This is a genomic window from Halomonas sp. CH40, assembly GCA_041875495.1.
In the GTDB taxonomy this organism is placed as follows: domain Bacteria; phylum Pseudomonadota; class Gammaproteobacteria; order Pseudomonadales; family Halomonadaceae; genus Vreelandella.
Map to the genome: position 1 here is coordinate 1472011 of CP112982.1, position 25190 is coordinate 1497200.

The 25190-nt window shown below is 56.0% G+C and carries 22 protein-coding genes; 18 read left to right on the forward strand and 4 right to left on the reverse strand.

The genetic code is table 11. From position 1 onward, the window contains the following. Positions 1–19 precede the first annotated feature (19 nt). The 13 genes from truA (at position 20) to OR573_06770 (ending at position 13283) form a co-directional block, all read left to right on the forward strand. The gene (gene truA, locus OR573_06710) at positions 20–958 is read left to right on the forward strand and encodes a tRNA pseudouridine(38-40) synthase TruA (protein XGA81322.1); all 939 of its coding nucleotides are present in this window, start codon (positions 20–22) and stop codon (positions 956–958) included. Then, on the forward strand, positions 958–1593 hold the full coding sequence (locus OR573_06715) for a phosphoribosylanthranilate isomerase (GenBank protein ID XGA81323.1): 636 nt from the start codon (positions 958–960) through the stop codon (positions 1591–1593). The genes truA and OR573_06715 overlap by 1 nt, the downstream gene beginning before the upstream one ends. Positions 1594–1730: 137 nt before the next feature. Continuing rightward, positions 1731–2918: a tryptophan synthase subunit beta gene (gene trpB, locus OR573_06720; protein ID XGA81682.1), complete on the forward strand. Its 1188-nt coding sequence runs from the start codon at positions 1731–1733 to the stop codon at positions 2916–2918. A gap of 9 nt (positions 2919–2927) precedes the next feature. Next, complete coding sequence (gene trpA, locus OR573_06725) at positions 2928–3731, forward strand: tryptophan synthase subunit alpha (protein XGA81324.1); 804 nt, start codon at positions 2928–2930, stop codon at positions 3729–3731. A 167-nt stretch (positions 3732–3898) separates the two neighbouring features. Then, positions 3899–4951 (forward strand): acetyl-CoA carboxylase, carboxyltransferase subunit beta, encoded by a 1053-nt coding sequence (accD, locus tag OR573_06730; GenBank protein XGA81325.1) that lies wholly within the window; start codon positions 3899–3901, stop codon positions 4949–4951. Next, the gene (gene folC, locus OR573_06735; GenBank protein XGA81326.1) at positions 4944–6230 is read left to right on the forward strand and encodes a bifunctional tetrahydrofolate synthase/dihydrofolate synthase; all 1287 of its coding nucleotides are present in this window, start codon (positions 4944–4946) and stop codon (positions 6228–6230) included. Before accD ends, folC begins: the two co-directional genes overlap by 8 nt. Before the next feature lie 38 nt (positions 6231–6268). Further along, positions 6269–6841: an SPOR domain-containing protein gene (locus OR573_06740; GenBank protein XGA81327.1), complete on the forward strand. Its 573-nt coding sequence runs from the start codon at positions 6269–6271 to the stop codon at positions 6839–6841. A 3-nt stretch (positions 6842–6844) separates the two neighbouring features. Further along, positions 6845–7393, forward strand: a complete 549-nt coding sequence (locus tag OR573_06745) for a CvpA family protein (protein ID XGA81328.1) — start codon at positions 6845–6847, stop codon at positions 7391–7393. A 113-nt stretch (positions 7394–7506) separates the two neighbouring features. Continuing rightward, positions 7507–9027: an amidophosphoribosyltransferase gene (gene purF / locus OR573_06750; GenBank protein XGA81329.1), complete on the forward strand. Its 1521-nt coding sequence runs from the start codon at positions 7507–7509 to the stop codon at positions 9025–9027. Positions 9028–9146: 119 nt separating this feature from the next. Next, positions 9147–10361, forward strand: a complete 1215-nt coding sequence (locus tag OR573_06755) for an O-succinylhomoserine sulfhydrylase (protein ID XGA81683.1) — start codon at positions 9147–9149, stop codon at positions 10359–10361. 250 nt (positions 10362–10611) lie between these two features. Then, the gene (locus tag OR573_06760; protein XGA81330.1) at positions 10612–11169 is read left to right on the forward strand and encodes a cytochrome b; all 558 of its coding nucleotides are present in this window, start codon (positions 10612–10614) and stop codon (positions 11167–11169) included. Between the two features lie 47 nt (positions 11170–11216). After that, positions 11217–11801 (forward strand): YceI family protein, encoded by a 585-nt coding sequence (locus OR573_06765; protein XGA81331.1) that lies wholly within the window; start codon positions 11217–11219, stop codon positions 11799–11801. A 156-nt stretch (positions 11802–11957) separates the two neighbouring features. Further along, the gene (locus OR573_06770; GenBank protein XGA81332.1) at positions 11958–13283 is read left to right on the forward strand and encodes an MATE family efflux transporter; all 1326 of its coding nucleotides are present in this window, start codon (positions 11958–11960) and stop codon (positions 13281–13283) included. Between the two features lie 17 nt (positions 13284–13300). Here the strand turns inward: OR573_06770 and OR573_06775 are convergent, their stop codons facing one another. From OR573_06775 to OR573_06785, 3 genes are all read right to left on the reverse strand, one after another. Next, the gene (locus tag OR573_06775; protein ID XGA81333.1) at positions 13301–14782 is read right to left on the reverse strand and encodes an NCS2 family permease; all 1482 of its coding nucleotides are present in this window, start codon (positions 14780–14782) and stop codon (positions 13301–13303) included. Positions 14783–14882: 100 nt separating this feature from the next. Further along, positions 14883–16073, reverse strand: a complete 1191-nt coding sequence (locus OR573_06780; protein ID XGA81334.1) for an aspartate/tyrosine/aromatic aminotransferase — start codon at positions 16071–16073, stop codon at positions 14883–14885. Next, on the reverse strand, positions 16074–16358 hold the full coding sequence (locus OR573_06785) for a 4a-hydroxytetrahydrobiopterin dehydratase (GenBank protein ID XGA81684.1): 285 nt from the start codon (positions 16356–16358) through the stop codon (positions 16074–16076). It abuts the gene before it with no gap. A gap of 227 nt (positions 16359–16585) precedes the next feature. On the opposite strand from OR573_06785, the gene cobA reads away from it, so the two are divergent. From cobA to glpK, 5 genes are all read left to right on the forward strand, one after another. Next, complete coding sequence (gene cobA, locus OR573_06790; GenBank protein XGA81685.1) at positions 16586–17392, forward strand: uroporphyrinogen-III C-methyltransferase; 807 nt, start codon at positions 16586–16588, stop codon at positions 17390–17392. Positions 17393–17544: 152 nt separating this feature from the next. Then, the gene (locus tag OR573_06795; protein XGA81335.1) at positions 17545–18813 is read left to right on the forward strand and encodes a kinesin; all 1269 of its coding nucleotides are present in this window, start codon (positions 17545–17547) and stop codon (positions 18811–18813) included. Between the two features lie 141 nt (positions 18814–18954). Then, positions 18955–20784: an SLC13 family permease gene (locus OR573_06800; protein XGA81336.1), complete on the forward strand. Its 1830-nt coding sequence runs from the start codon at positions 18955–18957 to the stop codon at positions 20782–20784. A 62-nt stretch (positions 20785–20846) separates the two neighbouring features. Continuing rightward, positions 20847–21629 (forward strand): DeoR/GlpR family transcriptional regulator, encoded by a 783-nt coding sequence (locus OR573_06805; protein ID XGA81337.1) that lies wholly within the window; start codon positions 20847–20849, stop codon positions 21627–21629. Positions 21630–21776: 147 nt separating this feature from the next. Further along, on the forward strand, positions 21777–23261 hold the full coding sequence (gene glpK, locus OR573_06810) for a glycerol kinase GlpK (GenBank protein XGA81338.1): 1485 nt from the start codon (positions 21777–21779) through the stop codon (positions 23259–23261). Positions 23262–23374: 113 nt separating this feature from the next. Here glpK and OR573_06815 read toward each other — a convergent pair whose 3' ends face one another. Next, positions 23375–25027, reverse strand: a complete 1653-nt coding sequence (locus OR573_06815) for a glycerol-3-phosphate dehydrogenase/oxidase (protein ID XGA81339.1) — start codon at positions 25025–25027, stop codon at positions 23375–23377. Positions 25028–25190: the final 163 nt, after the last annotated feature.

Genomic DNA, 25190 nt, shown 5'->3' on the forward strand with positions numbered 1-25190 from the left:
CTGATAATTATGTGAACTGATGTCGCTGTTTGATCGCTTTGATGAAAAAACGCCGCTGACAGGCCGTCTCGCCATGGGTATCGAATATGACGGTACCCATTACTGTGGCTTTCAGCGCCTGAGCCACGCAGCTTCCGTTCAGGCCAGCCTGGAAGAGGGGCTTTCACGGGTCGCTAACGAGCCGATCAGGGTACATGCCAGCGGGCGTACCGATTCCGGCGTCCACGCGACCCGTCAGGTCATCCATTTCGATGCGCCGGTCAAGCGTAGTGAGAAAGCCTGGATCTTCGGTGCCAATACCCATCTGCCCAGAGATATTGCCATTCGTTGGGTAAAGCTGGTGCCGGACTTTTTTCATTCCCGCCTGCATGCCCTGGCCCGTCGTTATCGCTACCTGCTGATTAACCAGATGAACCGGCCAGTGCTGGAGAGGGCGAATGTCACCTGGTGCCGCGACCCCTTGGATACGGATGCCATGCACCGGGCAGCCCAGGCGTTGGTGGGGGAGCACGACTTCTCCAGTTTCCGCGCTGCCGGCTGTCGTTCCAGAACGCCACGGCGTTTCATGCACTTCATTGACGTTAAGCGTTTTGGCCCCCTGGTGATGGTGGATGTGCAGGGCAATGCCTTTTTGCATCACATGATTCGCAATATCGTCGGGGCGCTGGTCAGTGTCGGGCGAGGAACCCAGGATGAAGGCTATATCGAGCGCTTGCTGGCGCTGCGCGACCGTAAGCAGGGTGATGTGACAGCCCCGGCCTGTGGTCTGCACTTTGTTGATTCCTGTTATGATGACGCCTTTGACTTGCCCCGCGAACCTCTTGGCCCCAACCTGCTGGCCTTTACTGGAGAGTGGACCGGTGAGCGGGTGATTCCCGATAACGCCATGGTGCGCCTGCGCCGTGAACAGGTCAGCGGCCTGCTCAATGTACCCACTGCGGAGAAGCCAGTATTGTGATGCCTATTCAGCGAACGCGAATCAAGTTCTGCGGGTTAACCCGTCGTCAGGATGTGGCCGCCGCGGTTGCCATGGGCGTTGATGCCATCGGTTTCGTGATGTGGCCCGACAGCAAACGCGCTATCAGCGTTGATCAGCTTGCCGAGTTGGCCGCTGATGTACCAGCGTTTGTGACCCGCGTTGGCCTGTTTGTTGATCAGCCTGAAGACATCATAGCCGCCTGTTTGCCCTACCTTGATCTGCTGCAGTTTCATGGTGATGAGTCAGCGGAAGTGTGCGAACGTTATGATCGTCCCTGGATCAAGGCGTTACGCATGCGTGATGGGCTGGATCTTGCCGCCGCCGCCAAGCGCTATGGTAATGCCAGCGGGCTGCTGCTGGATGCGTATCGTCCCGGCGTTCCGGGTGGCACCGGGGACACCTTTGACTGGTCGAGAATTCCCGCAAACCTGGCAAAACCTGTTATCCTCGCAGGTGGTTTAGTGGCAGATAACGCAGGCACTGCGGTTCATCAGGTGGCTCCCTATGCGCTTGATGTTTCGGGTGGAATTGAAAGCGCACCGGGCATCAAGGATGCCACCAGAATGCAAGCCTTTGTGGATGCCGTGCAAACGGCGAACCAAACGCCGTCCTGACTGCCAGATAGTATATATTTCATCTACTTTTGCCCGTTCGGGCAATCTTGAGAGGTATCCTTGTGACTGTCTCTGCAACCGTCTCCAACACCGCTTCCCAGGCTGGTACCAAGACCAGGTTCAGCGACCTGACGCAAATGCCGGATGCCCGTGGCCATTTTGGCCCTTACGGTGGGCGTTTTGTGTCGGAGACGCTGAGTTTCGCGCTGGAAGACCTGGAAAACACCTATGCCAGCATGCGCAATGATCCTGCCTTTCAGGCAGAATTTGATCGTGATCTTGCCTATTTTGTTGGTCGCCCCTCGCCGCTTTATCATGCCGAGCGCTGGTCGCAAAAACTCGGCGGTGCCCAGATCTGGTTAAAGCGTGAAGACCTGAACCACACCGGCGCCCATAAGGTAAACAACACCATCGGCCAGGCACTGCTCGCCAAGAAGACTGGCAAGCCCAGAGTCATTGCTGAAACCGGTGCTGGCCAGCACGGTGTCGCAACGGCGACGGTCGCCGCCCGCTTGGGGCTGGAGTGCGATGTCTACATGGGCGCGGCCGATGTGCAGCGTCAGAAGCTGAATGTTTACCGCATGCGTCTGCTTGGCGCGCGGGTCATTCCGGTCGAGTCCGGCACGCGCACGCTCAAGGATGCTATGAATGAAGCCCTGCGCGACTGGGTTACCAACGTCGATAACACCTTCTATATCATTGGCACGGTGGCAGGTCCGCATCCTTATCCGCAGCTGGTGCGTGATTTCAACAGCGTAGTGGGGCGTGAAGCGCGTATCCAGTCAATGGAACAGATTGGCCGCCTGCCGGACGCCCTGATTGCCTGTGTGGGCGGCGGCTCCAACGCCCTGGGGCTTTTCTATCCGTTCGTGGAAGACGAAGAAGTGGCCATGTACGGTGTGGAAGCCGGTGGCGACGGAGTTGAAACCGGTCGTCACGCCGCACCTTTGTCATCCAATGCGCCGCGCGGTGTCCTGCATGGTAACCGTACCTACCTGATGTCGGACGAGGCAGGTCAGGTGTCGGATACCCACTCGATTTCTGCTGGCCTGGACTACCCAGGTGTCGGCCCGGAACATGCGCTGTGGAAAGACGTCGGGCGGGTCAACTATGTTGCCGCCAACGATGATGCGGTGCTGGAAGCCTTCCGTGAGCTGACGCGTATGGAAGGCATCATGCCTGCGTTGGAAACCGCGCACGCCCTGGCGCATGCCAAGGTGTTGGCACCTACCATGCGCACCGATCAACATATTGTGGTGAATCTTTCAGGCCGTGGCGATAAAGACATCATGACGGTCGCCAAGCTCGACGGTATCGAAATCTAAGGGATAGTAATGAGCCGCATCAAACAACGTTTCAGTGACCTTCAGCAGCAGGGCCGCAAGGCCCTGATCCCTTATATCACCGCCGGTGATCCGGCGCCTGAGCATACCGTCGGCTTCATGCATGCCCTGGTAGAAGCCGGTGCTGACATCATCGAGCTGGGTGTACCCTTTTCCGACCCCATGGCCGATGGGCCGGTGATCCAGAAAGCCTGCGAGCGGGCGCTCAAGCAAGGCACCCGTCTGGTGGACCTGTTTGACATGATCACCACCTTCCGCCAGACCGATACCACAACGCCTATCGTCCTGATGGGATACCTGAACCCGATTGAACGTATCGGCTATCAGGCCTTTGCTGACCAGGCTGCCCGCGCCGGAGTGGATGGGGTGCTGATTGTGGATATGCCGCCTGAAGAAGCGGAAGAAATCGGCCCGCTGCTCAAAGCGCATCAGCTGGATGCCATCTTTCTGGTGGCCCCTACCACCTCCCATGAGCGTGCCGCTACAATATGCGCCCACGGTGAAGGTTACCTCTATTACGTCTCCCTGAAAGGGGTGACCGGAGCCGCCACGCTGAATGCAGACGATGTGGCGGAGCACCTGGCGCCGCTGCGTGAAATGACCGATCTGCCGCTATGCGTCGGGTTCGGCATTCGCGATGGCGTGACTGCCGCAGAGGTGTCCAAGGTAGCGGATGGCGTGATAGTGGGCAGCGCGCTGGTATCACGCATAGCGGCCAGTGCCGATGCTCCTGAAACCATCGCTGGGCAGCTTAAAACCGTGCTCAGCGAGATGCGCACGGCCATGGATGCCTAGTTGATGAATGGCTAGGTGGATTGTTGCAGTTGACATTTAATCACAGGCGTTACGTTATTTTACCCGCGTGGGTGTATCCATGTTGTCAATCACCGGGTATTAACGTCTGACAACCTATCAGCGCCTGGCCATGCCGGGCATTGACGTATAATGGAAGCCTTTTTGATATGAGCTGGCTAGATAAGATTGTTCCCTCCATGGGGCGTATACAGCGCAAAGACCGCCGCGCCAGCGTGCCTGACGGCCTGTGGCGTAAGTGTCCGAAATGTGAGGGAGTGCTCTATCTTCCTGAACTGGATAAGCATCAGAGCGTCTGCCCCAAGTGCGACCACCATCTGCGCCTGACCGCGCGCAAGCGCCTTGACTGGTTTCTGGACAAGGAAGGCCGTGAAGAAGTCGCCAAGGACATCGCGCCAAATGACCGTCTCAAGTTTCGCGATTCGAAAAAATACAAGGATCGCCTGACAGCGGCACAAAAGGAAACCGGTGAAAATGACGCCCTGGTGGCCTTCAAGGGGCAGCTGGATGGCTTGCCGATTGTTGCCGTTGCCTTTGAGTTCACCTTTATGGGCGGCTCCATGGGCGCGGTGGTTGGCGAGAAGTTTGTGCGCGCGGCTAGCCTGGCGCTGAAAGAGCAGATTCCTTTGGTGTGCTTTTCGGCATCGGGCGGGGCGCGCATGCAGGAAGCCCTGTTCTCGCTGATGCAGATGGCCAAGACCTCAGCGGCGCTGGAAAAACTCAAGCAGGCAGGAGTGCCGTATATTTCGGTGCTGACTGATCCGGTGTTCGGGGGTGTTTCAGCGTCATTGGCGATGCTCGGTGATCTGAATGTCGCCGAACCGAATGCCCTGATCGGCTTTGCTGGCCCCAGGGTGATTGAACAGACCGTGCGTGAGACCCTGCCTGAGGGCTTTCAGCGCAGCGAGTTCCTGCTTGAGCATGGCACCGTTGACATGATCGTGCATCGCCACGCGATGCGTGAACGCCTGGGCGGCATCCTGCGCAAGCTGACCCATCATCAAGCCTTGAGCGAGGTGCCGGCTGAAGAGCCATTGGCGGCGGCTGATATTAGCGAACCTGTTGTGGATGAAGCGGCTGTTGCTGCTGAGCCAGCTTCGCCAGAGGAGGGTGCCAAGCCGGTCGCTCAGGATTCAGCGCCTGAGCAAGGGGCAGCGTCCAATTCCTCTGGCCATGGGGATGACACCCCCCGTCATGGCTAAGTCGCTTGCCGTATGGCTCGACTACCTTGAGCAACTTCACCCCGTAGGCATTGATATGGGGTTGGAGAGGGTAGCGGATGTCGCCCGGCGTATGCAGCTGCTCGACCGTCCGATTGCCCCCAGAGTGGTCACCGTCGCCGGTACCAACGGTAAGGGGTCAACGCTTGCCATGATGGCAGCCGTCGCCGCCGCTCATGACATGCGGGTGGGCACTTATACCTCACCTCACCTGGTGCGCTACAACGAAAGGGTGACGCTGCTGGGTAACGAAGCCAGCGATGAGCAGCTGGTGGCCGGTTTTGAACAGGTTGAAGCGGCGCGTTGCCGCTCGCCTGAAATCAGCCTGACGTATTTTGAAGCCGGTACCCTGTGTGCGCTCTGGTGTCTGGCCCAGGCCAGGCTGGATATCGTCTTTCTCGAAGTCGGGCTGGGTGGGCGCCTGGATGCGGTCAATATCATTGATGCCGATGTCGCCATCGTCACCACCATTGCCCTGGATCACGCCAACTTTCTGGGAACTGATCTCGCCCAGATAGGGCGCGAAAAGGCGGGTATCTTCCGTTCTGGCCGACCGGCAGTATTGGGGAGTCAGTGCCTGCCGGATAGCGTGGCAGATACCGCCCGTAAGTTGGGTGCCCCTCTGTACGAATTGGGTTCCACCTTTGAGCGTTCGTCGGTTGAAAGCGAACTCTGGCAGTGGCAGGGCCAGAACCCTGAGGGCCAGCGGTTAACCTTGGATAACTTGCCTGACCCTGGATTACCGCTGGATAACGCCGCCACGGCGCTACAGGCGCTGACGCTGGCAGGCTGTGATCTCAACGCTGAGACAACCCGGCAAGCGCTGGGCAATGTTGTGCTTTCCGGGCGGATGCAATGGATAGGCCAATGGTGCCTGGACGTCGGGCACAATCCGCATGCGGCAGCCTACCTGGCAAAACGCCTTGGGGCGCAGGCAAACGGCAGGCTCTGGTGTGTGATTGGCATGCTGGATGACAAGGATATCGAAGGCGTTGTGGCGCATTTAATCCCTGTGGTGACCGACTGGATCTGTGTTGGCTTGTCGGGGCCAAGAGGGCGTTCGGCACAATCACTGGCAGTAGAAATTGAACGCCAGGGCGGTGTTGTGCATGGGTATGCTGCAACGCCAGTACTTGGGGCTGAAGGGTTGAAAGGCAAGCTGATGCCCGAAGATCGCGTGCTTGCCACTGGCTCGTTTTTTACCGTAGGGGAACTGTTGGCAACTGATCTGCCACAGGCGACGTGCGCTAACCCGGTGTAAACACATCGCAGGCGCATGCTGAGAGGAGGGAGAAAGACATGAAATACGGCAAAACAGAACGCATCAGCGGTGCGGTCATTCTAGTGGCTCTGGCCATTATTCTGCTGCCCTGGTTAATGAGCGAGCCTGAACCCAGGGCAGATCGCCAACAGCCTTCTTTCACCATAGAGCGCCCGATCGATGTGCCGCGCCGTGAAGTGGTGGCCCCTGAGCAGCCAGAAAGTATCCAGCTGGCCAATGAGCCAGCGCCCATTTCATCAGGTGCTGTGGCAACGGCAGTCACAGCCTCAAACCCCGAGTCTGTGAACGCTGCATTGCCCAGCAGTTCAGAAGACGCTGGTGAAACCAGTGGTAACGATGCCATGCCCGCAGCCAACTCTGAAGGCGAGTGGGGGGTGCAGATCGGTAGTTTTGGCAACGCTGAAAACGTTGAGCGTTTGAAAACCGAGCTAGAAGAGCAGGGGTTCAGCGTTTTTACCCGTGAACGCAACGAAGAGCTGACGGCGGTTCTGGTCGGCCCTTTTGAAACTTCCGCACAAGGTGAGCGTGCCATGGCCCTGGTAAAAGAGCGGGTCAATTATCAGGGCCTGCTGGTGCGGGTGAGAGACTAATCTATGGCGTTAACCTGGATTGATGCGTTGTTTTTGGCCGTGCTGGCACTTTCCACGCTGGCGGGTTTTGCACGCGGCCTGATACGCGAAGCCCTGGGCCTGGCGGCCTGGGTCGTTGCCCTTCTGGTTGCACGGGTATTGGCGGAGCCGGTAGCGGATCTGCTGGCAGAGTTTATCGACAACGCCGATGCGCGTTTGGTGCTGGCCTTTGTGCTGGTGATTTTTGCAGTAATTTTGCTGTGTGGTATTGTCATCCGCCTTGTGCATGCCGCCATTGTCTGGGTCGGCATGGGGTTCTTGAATCGGCTGGCAGGCGCGGCCTTCGGTGCTGCCCGTGGCGCGGCGATTCTGGTGGTGGTGACGGTGATGATTACCCTGACCCCACTGGTCGAACTTGAGGCCTGGCAGGAAGCCACCTTGAGGCCGACATTTGAGCAGCTGCGCGCGTGGGCATTGAGTCAGCTCGACCAGTGGGAAGGCCGTTTGCCACAGGCGCCAGATTCATTAAAGGATATTCCTTTGCCGCAGTTGCCGCAGAGCAATGCTGGATAAGCGGCTGATAGCAAGCGTTAACAACCGGCTGATTGCCATTGTCTGTATAGCTAGGGTGCCGAATCTCAGTGCTTCTGGTCACCTGTGTTATCGTATCGAGTGAGGTATAAAGTATGTGCGGTATAGTGGGCCTTCTGGCCAAGCAAACGGTGAATCAGGCGATTTATGATGCCTTGACCGTACTTCAGCACCGAGGCCAGGACGCTGCGGGCATGATGACCTGGAGCGAAGGACGCTTTCTACTGCGCAAGAGCAACGGCTTGGTGCGCGATGTGTTCCATACCCGCCATATGGCTCGCCTGAAAGGTAACCTGGGCATTGGCCACGTTCGCTACCCGACGGCTGGCTCGTCCAGTGAGGCAGAATCACAGCCTTTCTATGTGAACTCGCCTTACGGCATTGCCTTGGCGCACAATGGTAACCTGACTAATTCAGACCAGCTGAAACAGGAGCTGGTCTCGACTGATCTGCGTCATATCAATACCAGTTCTGATTCAGAAGTACTGCTCAACGTGTTTGCCCACGAACTGGGCAAACAGGGGCTGCATCTGGAAGCGGAAGATATCTTTGACTCAGTGCGTCGCGTGCATCGTCGCTGCAAGGGCGGCTATGCGGCAGTCGCCATCATCAATGGCTTTGGCATGGTGGCCTTTCGCGATCCCTTTGGCATTCGTCCGGTGGTGTTTGGCACCCGTCAGGTAGAGGGCCAGCAGGAAGTGATGATTGCCTCTGAATCCGTGGCGCTTGACGTGGGTGGCTTTGAACTGGTGCGGGATCTGGCGCCTGGGGAAGCGATTTTTGTCGATATGCAGGGCAAGATTCACACCCAGGTATGTGCCGACCGCCCGGTCCTGCGTTCATGCATTTTTGAACACGTCTATCTGGCTCGTCCTGACTCGATCCTGGACGGTGCCTACGTCTATGGCACCCGTATGCAGATGGGCCGCAAGCTGGGCGACCGCGTGTTGAGCGAATGGCCTGATCACGATATCGATGTAGTGATCCCGATTCCCGATACGTCACGCACCTCGGCGCTGGAAATGGCTCAGCATCTGGGGGTGACCTACCGTGAAGGTTTCATGAAGAACCGCTATATTGGCCGCACCTTTATCATGCCCGGACAGACCCAGCGTAAGAAATCCGTGCGTCAGAAGCTGAACGCCATTGATGTGGAGTTCAAGGACAAGAATGTCCTGCTGGTGGATGACTCCATCGTGCGCGGTACGACCTGCAAGCAGATTATCCAGATGGCCCGGGATGCCGGGGCGCGCAACGTCTATTTTGCCTCGGCGGCACCGCCGGTACGCTACCCGAACGTGTACGGCATTGACATGCCTGCGGCGTCAGAGCTGATTGCTCACGGCCGCACTGAACAGGAAGTCGGGGAGTTGATCGGTGCCGACCGCATGTTCTATCAGGATCTTGAAGACCTGAAAGAAGCCTGCCGCGAGGTTAATCCGGATTTTGACGGTTTCGACTGCTCGGTGTTTGATGGCAACTACGTGACCGGCGATATCGATAGCGCCTACCTGCAAGCGCTTGAGGAAAGTCGCAGTGATTCCGCCAAGGATCATAGTGCCGGTGATCATGCCCTGGTGGATATGCATAACCAGGATGACGATCTGGATGACTGATGATCGAGCAAGAGGAGCTTCCCATGCACGATGATTCTATTCACGAAAACGCTATCCACAAGAACGCTATCGACAAAAATTCCGGGCACGATGAAACGCTGTCTCCGTCGTTGGATGGGATGTCGTTGGATGAGGCGTCGGCAGAGGATATGTCACTCGCAGACATGTCGCTTGAAACCCTGGCAGTGCGTGCTGGCCATGATCGCACGGCTGAGCAGGAGCATTCCGAGCCCATCTTTCCCACGTCAAGCTTTGTATACTCCAGTGCCGCTGAGGCGGCGCGCAAGTTCAGTGGGGAAGAAGCCGGTAACGTCTATTCACGTTTTACCAACCCGACGGTACGCACCTTTGAACAGCGCCTGGCGGCGATGGAAGGCGGCGAACGCTGCGTGGCGACCAGTTCCGGCATGTCGGCGATTCTTGCGACTGCCATGGCGTTATTGAACGCCGGGGATGAAATTGTTGCCTCGCGCTCGCTGTTTGGCTCAACGGTCAGCCTGTTCGATAAATATCTTGGCAAGTTCGGGATTGTCACCCGCTATGTGGAACTCTCAGACCTCGATGCCTGGGAGGCTGCCATCACCCCAGCGACCAAGCTGCTGTTTGCCGAGACGCCCTCCAATCCGCTGTCTGAAATTGCTGATGTGCCTGCCCTGGCGGCATTGGCCAAGCGGCATGGCGTCTTGCTGGCGATTGATAACTGCTTTCTGACACCAGCGTTACAGCAGCCTTTGGCGCTGGGAGCGGATCTGATCATCCACTCGGCCACCAAGTATCTTGATGGCCAGGGGCGTGCCGTCGGTGGTGCTGTGGTGGGTAGCCATGCGCTGTTGGAAGAGGTGTTCGGTGTGATGCGCACCTGCGGGCCTTGCATGAGCCCCTTTAATGCCTGGGTATTTACCAAGGGGCTGGAAACCCTGTCGCTGCGCATGAAAGCGCACTGCGCACAGGCGTTAAGCCTGGCCAGGTGGCTGCAACAGCATCCGGCCGTCAGCCGTGTTTACTACAGTGGCCTTGAGGATCATCCTCAACATGCACTGGCACGCCGACAGCAGAAGGGCTTTGGGGCCGTTTTGGGGTTTGAGGTCATCAATGGCCAGCAGGGCGCCTGGCAGGTGATTGATGCGACCCGAATGCTGTCGATTACCGGTAACCTCGGCGATGTCAAAACCACCATCACTCATCCTGCTACCACTACCCACGGTCGCCTTTCCGAGGCACAGCGGGAGGCCGCCGGCATTACCCCGGGGCTTATTCGCGTCGCAGTTGGGCTTGAGCACCTGGATGATATTCAACGTGATCTGGTGCGTGGACTGGATGCTTTGGCTGGGTAATCACGCGACTTCTGCAAAGACACAACAACCGGGCGCCACTGCCCGGTTGTTATTTCTGCCATATTATTTTGTGAGCGGTATTTTTTCCGAATGAAGTGTTCAGCTTTTTTCAGCAGTCTAACTCTCTCTTAAAGGCTATTATCACTGAGTAAATTATGAGGCCAGTCAATACTCTCTCGTGATTGCGAGTTTGTGTTTTTAGATAGGTTTGTTCTCGACAGCGCTATGACATTAATTGAAGGGCATCACCATGTGGAAGAACAGTCGGACGGGCTGGGGACTTATCGCCATTTTTATGCACTGGGTGAGTGCTGTTGTGATTATTGGCCTTTTTATACTGGGCTGGTGGATGACGGGGCTGGGGTATTATGACCCATGGTATAATCAGGCACCCTGGATTCACCGTTCGTTGGGTGTTCTGCTATTAGGTTTTATTATATTCAGAATCCTTTGGCGACTTGTTCAACCAACGCCTGTTGCCGAGGGTAAACGCTGGGAAAACATTGCCGCTCATGCAGGCCATTTACTGCTTTACGTGCTGTTACTGACGGTATTTGTCAGCGGCTATCTAATGTCAACGGCGAAAGGCAGCCCGATTGATGTCTTTGGCTGGTTTGATCTTCCAGCCACTCTGCATGATTTACCCAACCAGGCCAGCCTGGCGGGAGATATTCACTGGTACAGCGCTCTGGCGCTGATCATTCTGGCCTCAGGCCATATGCTGGCCGCTCTCAAGCACCACTGGGTTGATCGTCACGCGACCTTGAAACGTATGCTCGACCCGCGTTATTCATTGCGCGATAAATAACCCTTGTTTAAATAACGATTCTATAAATCTGCGAAAGGAAGTTTACTATGATGAATAAAACCGCCATTGCTGCCGCTATTGCCGCTGTTAGTCTGGTACCGCTCAGTCAGGCCCAGGCCGATACTTATGCTGTCGATATTGAAGGTCAGCATGCGTTTATTCAGTTCAAGATCAATCATCTGGGTTTTTCATATATTCTGGGTAGCTTTGAAAACTTTGATGGCGAATTCTTTTATGATCCGGAAGACCTGGAAGCATCTTCAATCGATATGGAAGTACAGGTTAACAGCTTGAATTCCAATCACGCTGAACGTGATCGTCATATTCTCAGTGAAGACTTTCTCGACGCCAGTGAATATCCAACGGCAACCTTCACATCAACCGGTTTTGAGCCAACGGATGAAAATTCTGGCGTACTGACGGGGGAGTTGACCCTGCGCGGTGAAACCCAGAGCTTTGAAATGCCGGTGACCCTGATGGGTGAGGGCGAAGACCCCTGGGGTAACTATCGCGCTGGTTTTGAAGGCAGCACTGAATTGACCCTGGCAGATTACGGTATCGATATGAGCAGCTTCCCGGAAGCCATGCATACCCTGGAACTTTACGTGACGTTTGAAGGCGTTCGTCAGTAAGCTCTCAGGCATTGTTAAAAATGTCATGATGATAGCCACCTCAGTCAAAGACTGGGGTGGCTTTTGTGGCTTCATCCATCAAGGTCTGGAGGTTGTGTCATCAAGATCGCGTCGCAGCATGCTTTAGGTAAAACCCTATGGCAGCAAACATGGCCAATGGCGATTGGGGTGCTGGCGCTGCTGGGCTTCCAGCTGGTTGATAGTGCCTTTATTGCCCGCCTGGGCACAGCGCCCCTGGCCGCACAATCCTTTACCTTCCCGCTATCCTTTCTGATTATTGGTGTTCAGGTCGGGATGGGGATTGCGATTGCCGCGCTTATTTCGCGGACAATTGGCGCGGGTGAAAACGAGCGCGGCAAACGCCTTGGCAGCCTGGTATTGATGATGGGAAGCGGCGTGATCGCTCTGCTGGCCCTGCTGCTGGGGCTGTTCCAGGACGTTATTTTCACCCAGCTAGGCGCCGATGAGACAACCCTGGGCTACATCAACCGTTATTGGTGGCCGCAGCTGCTTGCCGCCTGGCTGGGCGCGCTACTGTATTTCGTATACAGCGTTTTTCGCGCCCACGGCGACACCCAGCTGCCCGGTAAGATGATGGTGCTCAGCAGCGCCGTCAATCTGGCGCTGGACCCTTTGCTGATTTTCGGGGTTGGCCCCTGGGAAGGCCTGGGCCTGCCCGGGGCTGCCTGGGCAACAACCCTTGCTTTCTCTACTGGCCTGGCGATTACTGGCCGACGGCTGATCCTGCGCCAATGGTTGAGGATGACGGGGCTTTATCAAGAGGCTTTGGTCTCATCGCGGCCCTTCATGCAGATAGCCGGACCGGCGATGATTGGCCAGTTAATGCCCCCCTTGGCTGCCATGCTGGCGATTGCGGTGGTGGCTTCCATGGGCGAAACCCATGTGGCGGCCTGGGGGTTGGCAAGCCGTCTGGAAACGGTCTCACTGATGGTGATTCTGGCCATGACGATGTCGCTACCGCCCTGGCTCGGGCGCTGTTACGGGGCCGGTGATTGGGGGCAGATACATCGCTTGATGCGGCTGGCCCTGAAAGTGGCGCTGGTCTGGCAACTTGGGTTGGGGATTGTGTTGGCGTTGTTGGCACCCTGGGTTGCCGCCGCCCTGACCAGCGAAAAAGCGGTACAGGATGCCCTCATCCTGTTGATCCGCTTTCTGTTACCCAGTTATGCGGCTCTGGGTATCTGTATGCTAGTGGTGTCAGCGGGCAATGCGTTGGGCTGGCCTTTACGTTCCATGCTGCTGTCAGCCGCGCGGTTATTTATCTGCTATCTGCCATGCATCTGGCTAGGCTCGGTGTTAGGCGGTTGGTTGGGCATAGCCATGGGCGCTGCCGTGGGGAATGTATTGGCGGGGTTGGTCGCCTGGCGAGTGCTGGTCAGTATTCTTTCCAGCCCCAAGCGTAAGCCTGACCAGAATCCGTCAACTGAGGATCACCCCGGCGAGGCGCGCTCACCGGGGTGATTGATATTCCAAGGGCTTTACAGGCTACGGCGTTGCTGCCACTCGAAATAGACCAGCATGGCCGCCATGACCAGATAGCCAATCACAAAATCCGGGGCAGCGTTCAGGGTCAGCTTGGGCGCATGCATCAGGCCGACAAAAGAAAAGCCCGCCGCCGTCAGCGCGAAGGCGGCGGCGCGCCGGAACTGATGGTCGATCACTGAGACGGTAATGGCACCCAGGAAAATCGCCATGAACATGGCGCCCTGTCCCATCAGTACAATGGCGTTGGAGATGTCACTGACCACCTCCTCCGCGCCACGGTTAAAGCGGGTCATCACGTAGTTGGCAAAGTAGGGCAGCATGGCCAGGGCAACGGCAGGATAGTAACGCGTGTCGTTGGCTTGGAAGGCCGTAGCAATCATCGAAATGCCGACAAACACCAGAATAGGGGCCACTACGGAAACCGGAATGATCGCTGCCAGCGCTGCAATCAGGCCAAACATGGTGGCGATGGCGTAAACAGCTCCGTTTAACAGGCTGTAACCGCGTCCGGCGCCCATCCACTTGGCACCCACGGTGGCAATATACACCGTGGTCGGAAAGACCCCACCAAACAGGGCGCCCAGCATGGTACCGGCGCCATCCACTGCCTGGCACTCCCTGACATCATAGCCATCGCCCGCGGCTTCCATGGCTTCCACGTTATTGATGGTTTCAATGGCGTTGTAAAGGGTGATGGGTAGCACCACGGTCAATACCGCCAGCATGCTGGTAAACAGCAGCCCTAGCCCTTCATACCAGTCCAGTCCCGGTACTAGCGGGTAAAAGCCCAGATGAGTGAAGGCATCGCTGAATCGCTCACTTCCGGCATCGCCAATCAGATAAGCCATCAGGGTGCCGACAATAATCGCAAACAGGGAGGTCGGTATGCGGAAAGGCATGCTGACCCGTGCCACCAGACCAACAATAATCAGGGTTAGCACAACCAGGCCGATAATCGGCATTTCCAGGGTTTTGAACAGCATCTCACCGGCGATAAAGGTCAGCGCCACGCCTGCTACTGCACCCAGCATGGCGGCGCGGGGAAGGTGGTACTGCACCCAGCGGCCAATAAAGCTGATGGATGTCTCAATGGCACCGCTGATAAAGCAGGCAGCAACGGCAATCTTCCAGGCCATTTCCGCATCGCCGGTCAACTGTTTGGCAGGCAAGAGCACGCCAAACAGAAATACAAACATCACAGGGGTGGAAATACCGTAGGAGAGGGCGGTGACATCGTTGCGGTTTTCCTTGCGTGCCAGCCGCGATGCGCTCCAGGCATAGTAGAAGTTGCCCGCCATGACGGCGACCGCCGCCCCAGGCAGCACCTGCCCATAGACAATCTCGGCGGGAAAGCCCATTCCCAGCATGGTGATGGCAATAATCACAAAGTTGGCGATATTGTTCTGAAAAAGCGCAAAGAAGGCGTCCGTATCTTCTTTTTTATACCAAGGGTAGGGCGTGCTGCTTGCTGCCATTGTCAGTCTCGCTGTCTGGAGGATTGCAAAGGCGGTGATTCTACGCAAAAAAACGCCCAGGAGTATCCCCCTGGGCGTTTTTCAGGCTCAATACTGGCGTTTAGTCGTTAACGGCAGCAATCGCCTTGGCAAGGTAGGGCAGGTTTGCATGCGAGAACCCGGCCACATTGGCACGGCCTGAGCGCACCATATAGATACCGAATTCATCGCGCAGGCGGTCAACCTGTTCCGGGGTCAACCCGGTGTACGAGAACATGCCCTGTTGTTCGGCAACGCAGGCATATTTCTCAGCCAGCCCATAAGGCTTGAGGGCCTCGACGAAATCACGCCGCAGGGTATTGATGCGATCGCGCATTTCCGTCAGTTCTTCGCGCCACATGGCAGTTAGTTCTGGGTCGTGAAGGATTTCACTGACAATCGAACCGCCATGCGCCGGCGGGTTGGAGTAGTTTTCACGGGCAACGATAGCCACCTGGGAGCGCACGTTCTCCATCTGCTCAGCATCTTTGGCGACCATGATCAGGCAGCCGGTACGCTCGCAATAGATACCGAAGTTCTTGGAGCATGAGCTGGTAATAATGACTTCGTCCAGCTGCTCCGCCATCAGGCGAACGCCGTAGGCATCTTCGTCAAGCCCCGCACCAAACCCCTGGTAAGCAAAGTCAATCAGCGGTAGCAACTGGCGCTCACGGACGACCTCCAGCACGGTTTGCCACTGCTGCTGGGAAAGGTCAAAGCCGGTCGGGTTGTGGCAGCAGGCATGCAGCACAACAACATCGCCTTGCGGAATCTGTTTGATGGCTGCCAGCATGCCATCAAAGTCGAGACGGTTATCCGCGTCTACATAGGGGTATTTCTGCAGCTCGATGCCGGCTGCCGAGAAAATGCCCAGATGGTTCGGCCAGGTAGGGTCGCTGACCCAGATACCTTTATCCGGCAGCTGAGCAGCAATAAAGTCTGCCGCCAGGCGCAAGGCACCGGTGCCGCCGGGTGACTGAGTGGCGCTGGCACGATTGGCTTCCAGTACCGGTGAGCTGGCGCCCAGCACCATGGGCAGAACGGCCTTGCCATACTCGGGCGCACCGTGGGAACCAATGTAGGTCTTGGTGGTTTCATTCTTGAGCAGGCGAGCTTCCGCTTCCTTGACAGCGCGCATTACCGGCGTAGTGCCGTTTTCATCGCGATAAACCCCGACGCCAAGGTCGACCTTCTGGGGGTTGGTATCTTTCTTGAAAGCTTCGATCAGCCCGAGAATGGCATCTCCAGGGACTCGCTCAATATGCTCAAACATTTATTTGGCTACCTCGTCAGTTCTGGCGGCAAGAGTGAAATCGTCATGACACAGGCCACCTTTATCGTGGGACCACCAGGTTACCCTTGCTTCGCCCCACTGAGTGGTGATTTTGGGATGATGGTTGGCCTGTTCGGCCAGATCTCCCACCCGCTGGGTAAATGCCAGGGCTTGGGCGAAGTCGCTAAAGGTAAAGCGGCGTGTCAGCTTCATGATGCCATCGCGGTCGATAATCTGCCACTCTGGAAGCGCTTCAGCCTCTTTCAGGCAAGCTTCCAGGGTCATGGGTTCTGCCGCCTGGCTGGATGATGTTTCATGGTTGGCCATGATGCTTCTCCTCGCGTTGGTTGGCTTCATATATTCCTTAATTGAATATAAATCTTATTATATATTCTTTTTTATTCTTTAAAATATTGGCTACCGTTATCCCTAACGTTTTTTTGTTTGTGAGGTATCGGCTGTTGTTTCCTGATCGTCCTGTTGTGGACTCTACCTTTCTAGACCGCATTCCTGTGCAGCGCCCGGGAAGCGTCAGCCTCGTGGGCGCAGGCCCGGGTGACCCCGAGTTGCTCACTCTGAAAGCCTATCGACGGATCATCGCCGCCGACGTTGTGCTTTATGACCGCCTGGTAAGCGAAGAAATCCTGGCGCTTATTCCGGCGAGTGCGCAAAAATACTATGTCGGTAAAGCCTGCTCTAACCACAGCGTAGCACAACAGGATATCAATCAGTCACTGGTGGATTGGGCCCAGGCTGGCCGCACGGTTGTTCGCCTGAAAGGCGGTGACCCGTTCATTTTTGGGCGCGGCGGAGAAGAAATGGAAATCCTGGTGGCCAACAATGTCAGCGTTGAAGTGATTCCAGGCATCACAGCTGCCTCCGGTTGTGCGGCTTATGCTGGCATCCCGTTAACCCACCGTGATTATGCCCAGTCCGTGCGTTTTGTGACTGGCCACCTGAAGCAGGGCGGCGAAATGGATTGGCCTTGCCTGGCACAGCCAGGCCAGACCCTGGTTTTCTACATGGGGCTTGGGAATCTGCTGCATATCTGCTCTTCGCTGATGGCTCATGGGTTGTCGGCGCACACGCCCATGGCCTTGATTGCCCAGGGAACTACCCGCCATCAGCAGGTTCATATTGGAACCCTTGCCTCGCCACCGCCTGGTTTTTATAGCGGTGCAATCAGTTCACCTGCTTTGATTGTAATTGGTGATGTGGTGGCGCTCAATGCCCAGCTTGACTGGTTCGACCCTGGCAAAGCGGGCACGACTGGGTACGCTAATGAGGATGTCAACAGAGCTGTCACATCTTTAGCGTAAGGTAATTTAACGTTCAGCTTACTTGTGTGACTAGCCAGATGCACACAGCTGTGTATGCTGTAAGGGGTAACGCTTTTTTCGTTTGCCAATCACCGTCCGCTGTCATGCATAATTGCAATAATCAACAGCGCTTTCGAGAGAGAGAAGCATCCATGTCAGATACGAACAAACCATCCGAAGACAACAGCTCAGCTGAGAATACATCATCGACATCTCCCAGTTCAGCTGCCGCCGCTACCAAGCCTGATATGAAAACCCTGATGCAGGATAACCGTGTGAGAGGTATTGCCGGTATTGCGGCGATTGCGGTTATCTGGGCAGTGATCGCTCAATCCAGCGCCGGTTCCCGGGCAGATCGCATTGATATGGTAGAAGGTCAGCTGGCTGAAGCCGAGCAGTCAAGCCAGGAGCTGAGGTCCCAGCTTTCTGAGCTTGAAGAAGCCGAGATGAACCTTACTGCCATGCAGGAAGAAATGGCCGCTCTCGAAGAGCAGCAGGCGGCCACCCAGGCAGAGCTGGAATCAACCCAAGCAGCCGTTAGCGAAGCAGAGGAAACGCTGGCATCACTGGGTAAACAGCGCGAGTCCCTTGAGCAGCAAATCGAGTCACTGACCGGTGAAGTTGAAACCCATGAAGCCCATCTGGAAGAGCTTAACAGCGAGCTTGCCCAGGTAGAACAGACGCGTGACGAGGCACAAGCAGCCCGTCAGGAAGCTGAAGAAGCGCTTCAGTCAGCGCAAGCCGACCGCCAGGAAGCCGAAGAAGCACGCCAGCAGGCCGAGCAGGAACGTGCCTCTGCAGTAGAGGCTCGCGAGCAGGCGGAAGCTGACCTTGAGAGCCTTAATGGTCAGATTGAAGAAGCCAATACCCATCTGGAAGCCCTTCAGGAAGAAATCGCTACTACCCAGCAAGAGCGTGACGCCCTGGTAGAGGAACGCGATACCCTGACCAATGAGCGTGATGCACTGCAGGAAGAAATCGAAGGCTTGACTGCGCAACGTGAAGACGAGCAGGCCAGCCTTGAAGAGGTGCGCACCGAGTTCGGCGATCTGCAGGTGGCGCTTGAGATCGGCCGTGAAGAGCTGACGTCGGTCAATGACAATATTGATCAGCGTGAATCGCAGCTGGAACGCCTTGAGACACAGCTGAACAATTGGCGTGAAGAGCTAAACTCTCTGGAATCGCGTATGGCGGAAGTCGATGACACGACTGAAGGTGAAGCCGCTTCAACACCCGTAGAGGCCAGCGACGATGCATCTGCTGGCGAAGCGGCTACTGAAAGCGAAGCCGTTGAAGACGCCACAGAAGATGAGGCCACAGAAGATGAGGCCGCTGAAGATGAGGCCGCTGAAGATGAGGCTGAAGAGACAGACGAGCAGGACGCTGAAGATCAACAGGAAGATGAAGAAACCGAAGTATAGGTTATGTTGCTTTTCCCGGCTGGCTAGTACTTGAATTACTCAGCGCGACAGGCGGGTATTAGTAATCCCTCGAGCGGGCATCTGCATTGCGCAGATGCCCGCTTTGTGTTTAAGGTTTGGTTTTACGCAAAGTGATTACACATGGATATCAGTGTACCGACAATCAGCGTCAACGGGATAGCACCCAGCACCCTGGTGTTTGGCGTACTGGGATTAACGCTATTGGCATTTATCTGGGGGCGTTTTCGCTACGACCTGGTGGCGCTGTCCGCTCTGCTGGGCTCGGTGATGTTAGGGCTAGTGCCCGCGGATGAGGCGTTTAGCGGTTTTGGCCACCCGGCGGTGATTACCGTGGCCGCCGTGCTGGTGTTAAGCCGCGGTTTTGAGCGCTCTGGTGTGGTTGATGTCATTGCTGAACAGGTGCTTAAGGCGGGTGAGCGCCTGATACTGCAGCTGGCGGTGCTGGTAGGCACAGTGGTGGTGCTTTCCGGCATTATGAATAACGTGGGCGCGCTGGCCTTGTTGTTGCCTGTCGCCCTGCGTCTTGCTCGCGAGCATAATACCTCGCCGTCACTGCTGCTGATGCCGCTGGCTTTTGGTTCCCTGCTGGGTGGTCTGACCACCCTGATTGGAACACCCCCTAATATTATCATTTCCAGTTATCGCAGCAGCGTCACCGGTGAAGCCTTCAGTATGTTCAGCTTCTTTCCGGTGGGAGCGGTCGTGGCGCTTGCTGGGCTTGTGTTTATTGTCCTGATCGGTTGGCGGCTAACACCCAAACGTGCTGGCAATGCTTCTACAGAAGGGATGTTTGATACCGCCCATTATCTGGTTGAGCTAAAAGTAGACGAAGATGCCAAGGCTAACGGTATGACCCTGCAACAGCTACGTCATGAACTCGAGGAGTCTCTGCCTATTCTGGCGGTGGTACGCGATGAGCAGCGGCGCACGGGCAATGCCTTCTATGCGGCCCTTAAGCCAGGAGACATTCTGTTGTTGGAAGCCGGGCCTGAAGACCTCAAGCAGTTGGAAGATAAGCTGGGGCTAAGTGTTATCAGTGCCGATCAAGAAGATGAAGGCGAAGAGGAAGACACAGACAATCAGGTAGATACAGAAGGCTTGCAGCTGGTAGAAGCTGTCATACGCAATGATTCAATAATGATTAATCGCAGCGTTCGCCAGCTCAGATTGCACCATCAGTTTGATATGCACCTGGTGGCCGTTGCCAGAGATGGTGAACGCCTCAAGCAGCGCCTGCGGGATATTCGTTTTCAGGCGGGTGACGTGGTGCTGTTACAAGGTGACGAAGAAGAAATGCATGAAAGCCTGGCGACTCTGGGTTGCCTGCCATTGGCCAGCCGTGAGCTTCAGCTTGGTCAGCCGCGCAAGCTACTGCTTTCAGTGACTATCTTTGCCTTGGCGATTGTGGCCATGCTGCTGGATCTGTTGCCAGCGGCCGTGGCGTTAAGCACGGCGGCACTGGTTTCCTTGCTGATTGGTATCCTGCCTCTACGAGAAGCCTACCAGGCGATTGATGGCCCGGTGATTATGCTGTTGGGCGCCATGATTCCCGTCGGCCAGGCGTTGGAAACCAGCGGTGGAGCCGCGCTGATTGCTGAAGGTCTGCTCCAGCTAGGCAGCAGCTGGCCCATACCGGCGACGCTGGTAGGGCTTTTTCTGCTCAGCATGCTGCTTTCCAATGTGATCAACAATGCGGCGGCGGCTTTATTGATGGCACCGATTGCCATCAGCCTGGCAAGAGGGTTTGAGGTATCGCTTGACCCGTTTCTGATGGTGGTGGCAGTCAGCGCTTCCTGTGCGTTTCTTACCCCGATTGGTCACCAGTCCAATACCTTGGTGCTGGGGCCGGGAGGCTATCGGTTCAGCGACTACTGGAAATTGGGGTTACCGCTTTCCCTGCTGGTCATGCTGGTAGGTATTCCTATGATACTTTGGCGTTGGCCGCTATAAATGTATGAAAATTTTGCTAGGCTTGCAGTCATTAAAAGCGAAAATTATCAACGGGCCGGGCCATGAACCAACATTACCGACAAGACGCGATCGTAGAACTGGTGCGCCAGCACGGTTACGTCAGCATTGAGCAATTGACCGAACATTTTGCGGTAACGCCGCAAACCATCCGGCGTGATCTGAATACCCTGGCAGAAGAAGGTCGTATCCGCCGGGTTCACGGTGGGGCCGGTATAGAGTCAAGCACCGTCAATACCGCCTACAGCACGCGCAAAACCCTGCACCTCGAAGAAAAGGAACGCATTGCCCGCACCCTGGCTGCTCACATTCCCGACCATGCTTCGCTGTTTATCAATATCGGCACCAGTAACGAGATCATTGCCAAGGCGCTGCTTGATCATCATGGGCTGGAAATTATCACCAACAATCTGAGCGTTGCAGCCATCCTGCAGCATAAGGAAGATTTTACGGTAATTGTTGCTGGCGGCCAGGTTCGCTCCCGGGATGGCGGTATCATTGGCGAGGCCACCATCGACTTTATCAATCAGTTCAAGGTGGATTACGGCATTATCGGTATCAGCGGCATCGATGAGGATGGCTCACTGCTGGAGTTTGACTACCAGGAAGTGAGAGTGGCGCAGGCCATTATTGCCAATTCACGACGCGTCTACCTGGCCGCCGACTATTCCAAGTTTCATCGTAACCCCGTGGTTCGCCAGGGCAATATCGCTCAGCTGGATGCACTGTTTACCGACCGTCATCCCCCTGAGGCAATAATGCGCCTGCTCACCCAGCATGATGTGGCCCTGCATATTGCCAAAGCTGATAACCAACGCGCCCTGTAGACACATCTAACGTTGTCCTTAACTAAAATTCATGATGACAGGCTATAATGTTGCTCAGGTATATTTTCGCACTTGAGCCTTTAGAGGCAGTAAAGTAGCCTTGTAGTGTCGTAAAACGAAAACCAACAAAATAAAGCGAAACTTCCCATGCCATCTTACATACTCGCTATCGATCAAGGCACCACCAGCTCACGGGCTATTCTGTTTGACCGTCAGGGTCAAGTTGTCAGCGTTGCCCAGCAGGAATTTCCTCAGCACTTTCCCAACGACGGCTGGATAGAACACGACCCAGAAAATATCTGGGATACCGTCATTGCAACCTGTCGGGATGTGATTGCCAAGACGGGTATTGATATTCAGGACATTGCCGGGGTCGGGATTACCAACCAGCGTGAAACCACCATAGTGTGGGATCGCCAGACCGGAAAGCCGCTTTATAATGCGATTGTCTGGCAGGATCGTCGTACCTCTCAGCTGTGTGAAAGCCTGCGCGATGAAGGGCATACCGAGGCCGTTCAAGCCAGTACCGGGCTGTTGATTGATCCGTATTTTTCCGCCACCAAGATTGCCTGGATTCTGGATAACGTTGACGGTGCCCGTGAGCGTGCAGAACGCGGCGAGCTGGCGTTTGGTACCGTCGACAGCTTTCTGATCTGGCGCCTGACCAACGGCCAGCACCACGTCACCGATGCGACCAACGCCTCGCGCACGGCGCTGTTCAATATTCATGAGCAACAGTGGGATGAAGCGCTGCTGGCGCTGTTCCGTATACCTGCCAGTCTGCTGCCAGAGGTCAAAGACTCCAGCGACGATTTTGGCAGCATTGCCAAGGAGTGGCTGGGCGCGGAACTACCCATTGCCGGGGTTGCCGGTGACCAGCAGGCCGCCTTGTTCGGGCAGGCCTGTTTTACTCCCGGTATGGGCAAGAGCACCTATGGCACCGGGTGTTTCATGATCGTCAATACGGGTGATGAACCCGCCACATCACGCAACCGCCTGCTGACGACCATCGGCTACCGTTTGAACGGTAAACCGACCTATGCCATGGAAGGCAGTATCTTCGTGGCCGGAGCGACCGTACAGTGGCTCAGGGATGGTCTCAACCTGTTTGCTGATGCGGCGGAAACCGAGGCCCTGGCCCGGGAAACCCGCAGCGGTCACAGCGTTTATCTGGTGCCTGCCTTTACCGGCCTGGGTGCGCCTCACTGGGATCCAAAAGCGCGCGGTGCCATCTTCGGCCTGACCCGGGATACCGGCATTGCCGAGATCGTTGCCGCAGGCTTGCAGGCCGTCTGCTATCAGACCCGAGACCTGCAGCACTGCATGAACGATGATATGGCGGCCACGCCCGGTAAGCTGCGGGTTGATGGCGGCATGGTCAAGAATAGCTGGGTGATGCAGTTTCTCGCCGATATGCTAGGGGTTGAAGTCGACCGCCCAGCGGTGTTGGAAACCACGGCGCTGGGTGTCGCCTACCTGGCGGGGCTGCGCCTGGGCTGGTACGCCAACCTGGAAGAAATTCAGGGGCTGTGGCGCTGCGAGTCGAGCTTTACCCCCAAAATGGATGAAGCCACCCGGGAAGATCTGTATCAAGGCTGGCTGGATGCGGTAGCACGGGTCAAATCAAACTGATCTGAACACATCCGCAACATAAAACCCCACGGGCAGTGAAATGCCGGTGGGGTTTTTTATTAGACCCTAGCGCTGGCGTTCGGCTATAGAGGAGGGCTCAAGCACTGCTTCTCTCAAGCACTAACGCGGTTCTGGCCACTTTCAGTAAAGCGCGCGGTATCCGGTACTTTATCGAAATATTCATTGAAGCGTTCTTCTGCCTGATCGCCGAACAGCATGTGGCAGGCTTCTTTCAGTCCTTCAGAGTGGCGCAGCTCTTCATGGGGAACCACCAGGGATACCTTGGCACGCCGGCGCAGGAAGTCGTCAAGCTTGGTGACCATTTCACTGCGGTGCGTCTGGCGCAGTTCGCAGCGGATATATTCGGTGCCCTCAATCAGTAGTTCGGCCTCACGTGGGTCCTGGCGAATCTGCTCAAGCATATCCAGCGACTGGGCCGCATAACGCCGCCACAGGCGCTTGCTGAGCGGCTCAGACGATGTTTCAGGCGTCATCTCGTCAAGCCCCATGCGCTCAGCCTGCTGCATGAACTCGCGCTTGACGTCTTCAGAGGGTTCGCCGTACCACTTATAGTCCGGGAAGGGGATATCAACGCCCAGCTTGCTTACTTCATCGCTGATTTCATCACCCACATTAAGGCAGTCGGTCAGCTTGCCGCCAAAAATGCTGATGTGAGCGCTGTCGGCATTGGTGTCCACCACATGTTTACGCGATAACTGCTGGAAATCCCGGTCTTTGCCTTTACTTGACTTGATGGCCAGCGGGCGCACACCGCAACGGGTAGAAATAATATCCGCCGTGGTAATGGGTTTTTCCAGTGTTAGACGCGTATTGATATTTTCCAACACGAAATCGATATCTTCCTGAGTGACATCGACTTCCGGTTGTTCCATATGCGTATCGGTCGTGCCAATGCAGGTACGGTTACCCATGGGGATGACGAAGAACAACCGGCCATCGTTGGCAAAAAATGCCAGTACCCGTTTGGAGTCCGTCAGCTGGGGTACGATCAGGTGGATACCCTTGGAATACAGATGCTGATGCTGGGTCTGCTGGCCGGTCAACTTGTTGTGATGATCCACCCAGGGCCCTGCCGCGTTGACCAGCACCTTGGCGCGGATAGGGAAGCTCGTGCCGTCGATCACATTGCGCGCCTGTACTACCCAGCGGCCGTCTTCATAGGACGCCCCGTTGGACTCCACATAGTTGGCAATGCTGGCGCCATAGTCGATGGCATGCCGGATAAAGTTGAAAACAAAGCGCGCATCGTTGTCGTGCAGGATGGCATCGGAATATTCAAAGCCGCCGACGGCATTGTCAGTATTCACGATGGGTTCAGAATTCTTGATTCCCTTGGGAGTAAACAGTTTAGGAATCTTGGTAAACGCATTGCCCATCAGCCAGTAAAGCCAGGTGCCCGCGTAAAGGTAGCTGGGGTGATGGCGAAACCCTTTGCTGATGGTGGTCAGAAAGCGGATCTCTTCCACGGTGGAAGGATAGTTTTTGATCAGATGATTACGGCTTTTGCATAATTTACGCACCAGGCCGAAATCTTTACTCTCCATGTACTTGATGCCCCCCCAAACCAGATTGGAGGAATGCATGCTGGTACTGCCAGCGAAATCGCCGCGGTCAATCAGACCTACTCTGGCCCCTTTGCCCGCCAGCGCTGCCGCCGCTGAGGCACCGTTGATTCCGCCGCCGATAATCAGGACGTCGAAATCATCGTTAGCCAGCTTATCAAGATTGCTATTGCGAAGTTTCATAAGTGACCCATTACAGATAAAGAAGCCTCGTTTGTTCTGCCCAACGAGGGCATGGTGTTTTTGCGAGCAAATCAGGGCTGAAAAGGCGACTTTTGGGCATTAAAAATTCGCCTTGAACAGCAGTGCAATTCAAGTCAGTTCATCTTCCTCAATGTACGAAGGC